9 protein-coding genes are annotated in these 7,470 nt (G+C 72.9%); 7 read left to right on the top strand and 2 right to left on the bottom strand.

Annotation, left to right across the window (positions count from 1 at the left end; translation table 11 throughout):
- The first annotated feature begins 206 nt into the window (after positions 1–206).
- Together ABD256_RS11655 and ABD256_RS11650 are read left to right on the top strand one after the other, a co-directional pair.
- Entirely contained in the window at positions 207–563 is a 357-nt protein-coding gene (locus tag ABD256_RS11655; RefSeq protein WP_344416649.1) for a rhodanese-like domain-containing protein, read from the top strand.
- A 3-nt stretch (positions 564–566) separates the two neighbouring features.
- The gene (locus ABD256_RS11650) at positions 567–1,541 is read left to right on the top strand and encodes a DUF4328 domain-containing protein (RefSeq protein ID WP_344416647.1); all 975 of its coding nucleotides are present in this window, start codon (positions 567–569) and stop codon (positions 1,539–1,541) included.
- 6 nt (positions 1,542–1,547) lie between these two features.
- Here the strand turns inward: ABD256_RS11650 and ABD256_RS11645 are convergent, their stop codons facing one another.
- On the bottom strand, positions 1,548–2,714 hold the full coding sequence (locus ABD256_RS11645; protein WP_344416645.1) for a cytochrome P450: 1,167 nt from the start codon (positions 2,712–2,714) through the stop codon (positions 1,548–1,550).
- 44 nt (positions 2,715–2,758) lie between these two features.
- The gene (locus ABD256_RS11640) at positions 2,759–3,322 is read right to left on the bottom strand and encodes a TetR/AcrR family transcriptional regulator (RefSeq protein ID WP_344416643.1); all 564 of its coding nucleotides are present in this window, start codon (positions 3,320–3,322) and stop codon (positions 2,759–2,761) included.
- 96 nt (positions 3,323–3,418) lie between these two features.
- On the opposite strand from ABD256_RS11640, the gene ABD256_RS11635 reads away from it, so the two are divergent.
- The 5 genes from ABD256_RS11635 to ABD256_RS11615 all read left to right on the top strand — a co-directional run bounded on the left by ABD256_RS11635 (position 3,419) and on the right by ABD256_RS11615 (position 7,439).
- Positions 3,419–4,624 (top strand): MFS transporter, encoded by a 1,206-nt coding sequence (locus ABD256_RS11635; RefSeq protein WP_344416641.1) that lies wholly within the window; start codon positions 3,419–3,421, stop codon positions 4,622–4,624.
- 34 nt (positions 4,625–4,658) lie between these two features.
- A complete protein-coding gene (locus tag ABD256_RS11630; protein ID WP_344416639.1) occupies positions 4,659–5,534 on the top strand; it encodes a DUF5926 family protein in 876 nt (291 codons plus the stop codon).
- Complete coding sequence (locus ABD256_RS11625) at positions 5,531–5,878, top strand: DUF952 domain-containing protein (RefSeq protein ID WP_344416637.1); 348 nt, start codon at positions 5,531–5,533, stop codon at positions 5,876–5,878. Before ABD256_RS11630 ends, ABD256_RS11625 begins: the two co-directional genes overlap by 4 nt.
- A 212-nt stretch (positions 5,879–6,090) precedes the next feature.
- Entirely contained in the window at positions 6,091–6,603 is a 513-nt protein-coding gene (locus ABD256_RS11620; RefSeq protein ID WP_344416635.1) for a SigE family RNA polymerase sigma factor, read from the top strand.
- Positions 6,600–7,439 carry a hypothetical protein gene (locus tag ABD256_RS11615; RefSeq protein WP_344416633.1) on the top strand — a complete coding sequence of 280 codons (840 nt, stop codon included), beginning with the start codon at positions 6,600–6,602 and terminating at the stop codon, positions 7,437–7,439. The genes ABD256_RS11620 and ABD256_RS11615 overlap by 4 nt, the downstream gene beginning before the upstream one ends.
- Positions 7,440–7,470: the final 31 nt, after the last annotated feature.

Here is a 7,470-nt window from a genome sequence, read left to right as displayed (position 1 = left end):
CCGCCGGCACCCTGCTCTCCACAGAACACAACAAAGCCAAATACGCCGAAATGGAAGTCCGCGCCCTCACCGGCGCCGGAGCCGAAAAAGCCACCCCCCACTGACACTCCCGCACTCCCGCACTCCCGCACTCCCGCACCCGCGCCCCGGGCCTCGAACGAGGTCCGGGGCACTTTCACGCGCGCCTGACGTGCTCGCATGGCAGCATGAACGCCGTGGTCTACCCAGAAGAAGTCCCGACGGCGTCGGTGCGGGACCTCCCGCTCGACGGCATGCTGCTGGACGTGCGCGAAGACGACGAGTGGGCTGCGGGGCACGCCCCCGGAGCCGTCCACATCCCGCTGGGCGACCTGCCTGCCAGAGTCGAGGAGCTCACCGAGTTCCCCGAGCACCAGCCGGTCTACGTGGTGTGCCGCACCGGCGGCCGCTCCGCCCGCGCCGCCGCCTGGCTCAACGCCAGCGGCTGGGACGCGGTGAACGTCGCGGGCGGCATGAAGTCGTGGCTGACCGAGGGCCGCCAGGTCGTCACCGATCGCCAGGACGCCGAGCCGGAGATCCTCTGACCCATGCAGCCCGGTCCGCACCCACCGCCCCCGCCGCAGACGCATCGCGGCGGGCCGGTGGCGTACCCCGGGCGACCGGCCGACCAGCCGCGGCCGCGGCTGCGGTGGGTGGCCTCGCCGCCGCCCGGCGCCGGGCCGCCGCGGCCCCGGACGCCGGACAACCGCTACCACGGCCCGCCGTCCTACCCGGTGCCGCCGCGCTGGGGGTTCCCGAGCCTCGTCTGGCGCCAGCCGACCGTGGTGCCCGGCACCGCGTCGAACGCCGTGCACCCCGCCCAGCGGGTCCGGCTGCTCTCGCGCAACACCGCGGCACTGCTGTGGACCGTCGGCTCGCTCGCGCTGATCGCGTCGGGCGGCGAGTTCTGGCGGTACGTGCTGCTCGTGCAGAGCCGGAACTCCGCGCTCAGCACGGGCGTGGTCGGCGCCTCCGACGCACTCGTCATCACCGCATCCCTGCTGACCAGCAGCTTCGGGTTGATCGCGCTCGTCACCACGCTGTGGTGGCTCTACGTGGCGCGGATGGCGGCCGCCGACGCCGTCGGTGAGGACCCGCCGCGGCCGCCGTGGCAGGTGGCGGTCGCGGTGCTGGTGCCGGTGCTGAACCTGGTGCTGGCCGGATCGGTGGTCGCCGAACTGGAGCACACCGTGCTGCGCAGGCCCGCCACCGAACGGCCGCGCCCGTCGGTACTGGTGCGCTGGTGGTGGGCGGCGTGGGGGGTCAACGGGCTGCTGCTGATCGTCACGCTGTGGTTCCGCTTCCGCGACGGCATCCAGGCGCAGGCCGACGCCGTGCTGATGAGCGGGCTGCTCGACCTGGCCGCCGCCGCGTTCGCCGTGCTCACCGTGCTGGTCGTGCGGCGGATGACCGAGCTGCTGGCCCCGATCGACGACACCGGGCTCCGCCGCATGCGGGTGCTGAAGGTGACCGGCGCGCCCGAACCCGCGCTGCGCGCCCGCCCGGCCGGTGCCGCGCGCTGACGAGGCTCAGCGCCGGGTGACCGGCAGCGTGCGCAGCCCCCTGATCACGAACTCGGGCCGCCGCGACGGTTCGCCCGCGAACCGCAGGTCAGGAAGCCGCCGGGTGAGCGCGTCCAGCGCGGAGGCCAGCTCGATCCTGGCGAGCGGCGCGCCGACGCAGTAGTGGATGCCCGCGCCGAACCCGAGATGCGCGTTCGGCGTCCTGGTCACGTCGAGGCGGTCGGGCTCGGTGAACACGAGCGGGTCCCGCGCGGCCGCGCCGAGCAGCGCGGCGATCTTGTCGCCCGGCGCCAGCCGGTAGCCCGCGATCTCGACGTCCGCGGTGGCGGTGCGTTCGAAGAGCTGCAGCGGCGCGTCGAACCGGATCAGCTCCTCGACCGCGACGTCGCGTGGCGCCCCGTCGACGAGCGACTGCCACTGGTCGCGTCGCCGCAGCAGGGCGGTGACCCCGTTCCCGAGCACGTTCACGGAGGCTTCGTGACCGGCCATCAGCAGCAGCGCACCGGTCGCCACCACTTCGTCGCCGGAGAGATCGCTCGCGGCCAGGTCGCTGATCAGGTCGTCGCCAGGGCTGGCCGCGCGGACGCGGGTGAGGTCGCGGAGGTAGCCGGCGAACTCGGCGGCCGCCTGCTCCGCGGCGCGCTTCCCGTCGTCGCTCAATCCGTACTCGTACATCCGGACGATGGCGTGCGACCAGGGCACGAGCAGGCCGCGGTCCGCCTCGGGCACGGCGAGGAGTTCGGCGATGACCTGCACCGGCAGCGGTTCGGCGACCTCGGTGAGCAGATCGCCAGCGCCGTCGGCGTCGATCTTCTCGGCCAGCCGCGCGACCAAGCCGTCGGCGAGCGCTGCCACGGTCGGCCGCAGCCGTTCGACGTGCCCGCGACCGAAGGCGCCCGCGATCGTGCGGCGGAGCCGGGTGTGCGCGGGCGGCTCGTTCTCGAGCAGGGAGTTCCGGTGCAGCAGGTTGAACGACGCGAACCGCTCCAGCGGCGTCGCGTCGGCCCAGATCCGGCCGAGCGACCGGTGCCGCAGCACCGCCGAGCAGGCGGCGTGCGAGACCGCGATCGCGAGCCCGAGCCCGTCGTGCCAGTGCACCTCGCCCCGCTCGCGAAGCTCGGCGAAGCGCGGGTACGGATCGGCCAGGAACCCGGGATCGCTCGTGTCGAACACCCGGCGAGCCTAGCCCCGGCCTGCGGTTAGCGGGCTAAACGTCGTCAGAGGACGTGGGTGACCAGGGTGCGCGCCCAGGCGGGGTCGCCGGGCTGCGCGGTGTAGGTGGCCCGGTAGTACAGCGGGCCGAGCACGAAGTCCTCGACCTGCTCGACCGACGGCGGCCGGCCGCCGCGTTCGGTTTCGCGCGCGAGCATCGCGGCGAGCTGCGCGCGCCGGTCGACGACGCACACGTCCGCGGGCCCGTTCTTCGACGCGCCGACGGTGGCCCGCATGAGCGCGGACACGTCGGGGTCGGCGAGGTCGGTGGCGACGTCGGTGGCCCACTGCTCGAGATCGCCGCGCAGCGTGCCGGTGTCCGGGACGACGAGGTCGCCGCTGAACCGGTTGATCGCGACGGCGGCGAGCAGCTCACCGACCGAGCCCCAGCGCCGGTAGACCGTGGTGGAGTGCACCCCGGCCCGGTCGGCGATCACGGGAATGGTCAGCGCTTCGACGGTGGACTCCGCCAGCAGCTCCTCGACGGCTCGGTGCACGGCGGCACGGACCCGCGCGGAGCGGCCGCCGGGGCGCGCGTCGCCGGGTGCCTTCTGGCTCGTCGGACTCACGGACATCTCCCCATTGTTGCACCGGTCAGCTAACGCAGCGATCGCTGCGCTCGTGCTATCTTCGCACCTAACGCAAAGATCACTGCGAGGAGTGGCATGACCGCCGTCACCGAGACCAGAACGACGACCAGCTCGCCGAAGGCCTTCGCCGCCGTCGCGGCGATCGTCGTGCTCTTCCTGGCCGCTTCCAGCGCGCCGTCCCCGCTGTACGTCGTCTACCAGCGGCAATGGGGTTTTTCGGCGAGTGTGCTGACGCTCGTCTTCGCCATCTACGTGGTCGGGCTGCTCGGCTCGCTGCTGGTGGTCGGCGCGCTTTCGGACCACGTCGGCCGCCGCCCGGTGCTCGCCGCGGCGATCCTGCTCGAAGCGCTTTCGCTCGGCGTCTTCCTGGTCGCCGGCGACGTCACGGTGCTCTGCGTGGCGCGCTTCCTGCAGGGCGTCGCCACCGGCGCCGCGACGACGACGCTCGGCGCCACCCTGGTCGACCTGAACCCGCCGCACGCACCCGGCCGCGCCGGGGTCGTCAACGGGATCGCGCCGGCCACCGGGCTCGCGCTCGGCGCGCTTGGCTGCGGCGCGCTCGTCGAATACGCGCCGGCGCCGACGCATCTCGTCTACGCGGTGCTGCTGGCGGGCATGATCGTCGCCGGGATCGTCATCCTCGCGATGCCCGAACCCGCGCAGCGCCGCCCCGGCGCGCTCGCGTCGCTGCGCCCGCGCGTCGGCGTGCCGTCGCACCTGCGCGCCGAGGTGCTGACCGTGGTGCCGGTGCTGATCGCCACCTGGGCGCTGGGCGGGCTCTACCTCTCGCTCGGCCCGTCGGTCGCGGCGGAGCTGTTCGGCCTGCGCAACCACCTCGTCGGCGGCCTCGTGGTGACGCTGCTGTGCGGATCGGCCGCGATCAGCGCGTTCCTCCTGCGCAAGCGGCCCGTGACCCGGCTGCTCGGCCCGTCCGCGGCGATGCTGGCGGCGGGCACGCTGGTCACGCTCGGCGGGATGCTCGCCGGGTCCGTGGTGCTCGGCGCGGCCGGGACGGCCATCGCCGGTGCCGGGTTCGGCGCCGCGATGCTGGCCTGCTTCGGCACCTTCGGGCGGATCGCGGCGCCGCACGAGCGCGGCAAGCTGTTCGCCGTCGCCTACGTGCTCGCCTACCTCGCGTTCAGCGTGCCCGCGGTGGCCGCCGGGTTCGCCAGCACGGCCGCCGGGCTGACCGGCACCGCCGAGGTCTACGGCCTCGGGGTGGCCGTGCTCGCCGGGGTGGCGCTGCTGGCCCGCCGCCGTGTGCCGTCGCCGGTTGGGTAGCGTCTGGCGCGAGCGGAACACGAGGAGGAACGCCGTGGGCAAGGCAGCGCGCAAGAAGGGCCCCAAGAAGGACCGGGCGCCGAAGGTACGCGACGTTTTCGTCGGCCAGCCGTTCGAGGGCCTCGCGGCCGAGCCGGAGCTGATCGCGCTCCGCGAGTTCATCCCCTCCGCCACCGTCGAACTGTCGCTTGTGGACAGTACCGATCGGACGGTCACGCTGGGCACCGTGCTGCCGATGGCCGCGGCCGCGTTCGTCCGCTCCGACGGCAGGGCCTACATCGGCACGCAGGTGCAGACCAGGTCCTCCGACATCAGCCGCGATCTCGGCAGGGCGATCCGCTGGGTGCTCGACGCGAAGCCGGGCGACGTGCTGTCCGTGCCGGACACCACCACCCCGCCCGCCGAGGGCGAGCGCCTGCAGGACCTGCTCGTCACCGGCGCCGAGCTGGAGCCGGAGCTGCACAAGGACTTCTCGTGGTGGCTGCCGGAGGACGCCGATTCCAGCGGTGAGGTCGGCGCGTCGCTCGAGCGCGCGAACGAGGCGATCATGCCGACCGAGCGGATCGGGCCCGGCGCCTACTGGGTGGACGCCGGTGAGAAGGCGCACCTGCGCTGGGTGCGCCCCGAGCAGGAGAACCTGCTGCTGCAAGCGCTTGCGCGGCTGTCCGCGGCAGGCGAGATCGGGCTCGGCGAAGGCTCGCGCTACGCCGGGTCGTTCCGGGCGCACGGCCTGCTGGTGCCGGTGTGGGACCTCGACCCCGAGGCGCACGCCCGCGAGTGGGAAGAGGGCGCGAAGCAGCTCGGCGAGCGGCTCGACGCCGCGCTGAAGTCGCTCGGCACCGAGCCGCTCAACGCCGCCGAGCGCCGTGCGCGCGACGGGCTGATCGGCCGCCAGCTGACCCTGCGGTGATCCTCCACATCTGCACGCGGGACGACTGGGCGGCCGGGCAGGACCCGTACCGCCCGGCGTCCCTCGACGACGCCGGTTTCGTGCACTGCTCGGATCCGGGCACCGCGCACCTCCCCGCCACCGCGCTTTTCCGCGGCCGCGAGGATTTGCTGCTGCTCGAAATAGATTCGTCAAGAATAGACGCACCTCTGCGGTGGGAAGTGGGTGATCCACCGCATCCGGCCGGAATCTGGTTCCCGCACGTGTACGGGCCCATTCCCCGCGAGGCCGTGGTCGCCGTCCATCCCTTCCCGCCGGACCAGGACGGATCCTTCTCGCTGCCGTCTTCGATCGCGAACAGGTAACCGCGAGCAACGAATATCTCCCCGGTACGTCCCCTGAACGAATTACCACCAGGAGACAACCCGCGAGGTTTGTGATGCGTTCTGCACGTGGAGCACGTGTAAAGCCAGGCAAACGTTCCGCGGAAGGGGGCGCTACCGTGACCGCAATGCTGCCTGTCGTCTCAGGGGGAGAGGGCGGGGCGGTCACAGCGTGGAGCGGGAGGGAATCCTCGGTGTCCGGCGACCTCGTGGACTTCTCCGAGTTCGTGCAGGCGAGCCTGCCCGGACTGCTCCGCTACGGGCACGCACTGACCGGGAACCCGCACGACGCGGCCGATCTCGTGCAGACCGTGCTGGAGAAGATCGGCTCGCGCTGGACGCAGGTGCAGCGCAAGACCGGCGATCCGCTCGCCTACGTCCGCAGATCGATGGCCAACGCCCACATCAGCCGGTGGCGGCGTACGAAACGGGAGAACCTGGTCGCCGACCTCCCGGAGACCAGCGCGGTCGCGGCGGTCGACCCGTTCGAACACGAACCGCTGTGGCAGGCGTTACGGGATCTGCCGCCGAGGCAACGCGCCGTCATCGTGCTGCGTTACTACGAAGGACTGTCCGAGGTGGAAATCGCCGCCGCCCTCGGCGTGAGCCAGGGCACCGTGAAGAGCCAGGCGAGCAAGGCGCTGGCTTCGCTTCGGGTGAAGATGACTTCCGTGCGCACGGACGCCGGAGGGAGGGACGACGGTTGAGCACTCCGGACGAGGAGCTCGACACCGAACTGCGCAGGCTGTTCGGTGACGAGCGGCTCGACGTCAGGCCGCAGGCGGGTGCCGAGCACGCCATCCTGGACGGCGCGCGCCGCATCCGGCGACGCCGGTCCGCGGTGACCGCGGGCGCCGGCGCGCTGACCGCCGCCATGCTGGTCGGAGGCGGGTTGGTCTTCGCGACCGCGCCCAGCCAGAACGCGGCCGCGCCCTCGGCGGAGGAGCTCGCCCGCGCGCAGGCGTCGTCCGCGTCCTCGGTCGCGCTGCCGCCGCAGGTGCCGTCGGTCGCGCCGCCGTCGAGCGTGAACATGCCGCCGGTGCCCCCGCCCGCCACGCCGCCCAGCACCGCGGCCGGGAAGCCGCCCGCGAAGGGCAAGCCGTCCGCTGGCGCGACCACACCGTCGAAACCGCAGGCAAGGTCGACCGGTGTGCTCGGGCCCAGCGGCTACGGCGCGTTGAAGATCGGGATGTCCTTCGACGACGCGATGACCACCGGCCTGCTCGGCGCGACCGCGAAGGCCCCGGTCGGCTGCGCGACCTACGACCTCGCCGAGGGCGCCGCCGCGGTGGACAGCGTCCGGATCTCGGCGACGGCGGGGGTCAACCAGATCTGGGCGACCGGCGCGGCGACCCCGGAGGGCATCGGCGTCGGCTCCACCGAGGAGGCCGTGAAGAAGGCGTACCCGTCGGCGGCGATGAACTCGTCCGGCCAGTACGTCGTGCCGTCCGCGCCCGGCGTGACCTACGAACTCGCCGTGCACAGCGGCACTGTGAACCAGTTCCACCTGACCAGCGAGAACCAGGACTGCTCCGCAGGCTGAGCCGTACTCGCGAACGGAAGAACCCGCGCTT

Origin of the sequence: Amycolatopsis minnesotensis (assembly GCF_039529815.1) — a bacterium.
In the GTDB taxonomy this organism is placed as follows: domain Bacteria; phylum Actinomycetota; class Actinomycetes; order Mycobacteriales; family Pseudonocardiaceae; genus Amycolatopsis; species Amycolatopsis minnesotensis.
The sequence above is the reverse complement of the archived record's forward strand: the minus strand, read 5'-3'. Positions and strand labels throughout refer to the sequence as shown.

Coding starts and splice junctions, on each gene's coding strand:
- ABD256_RS11655 (WP_344416649.1), top strand. CDS start 207: ATGAACGCCGTGGTCTACCCAGAAGAAGTCCCGACGGCGTCGGTGCGG.
- ABD256_RS11650 (WP_344416647.1), top strand. CDS start 567: ATGCAGCCCGGTCCGCACCCACCGCCCCCGCCGCAGACGCATCGCGGC.
- ABD256_RS11635 (WP_344416641.1), top strand. CDS start 3,419: ATGACCGCCGTCACCGAGACCAGAACGACGACCAGCTCGCCGAAGGCC.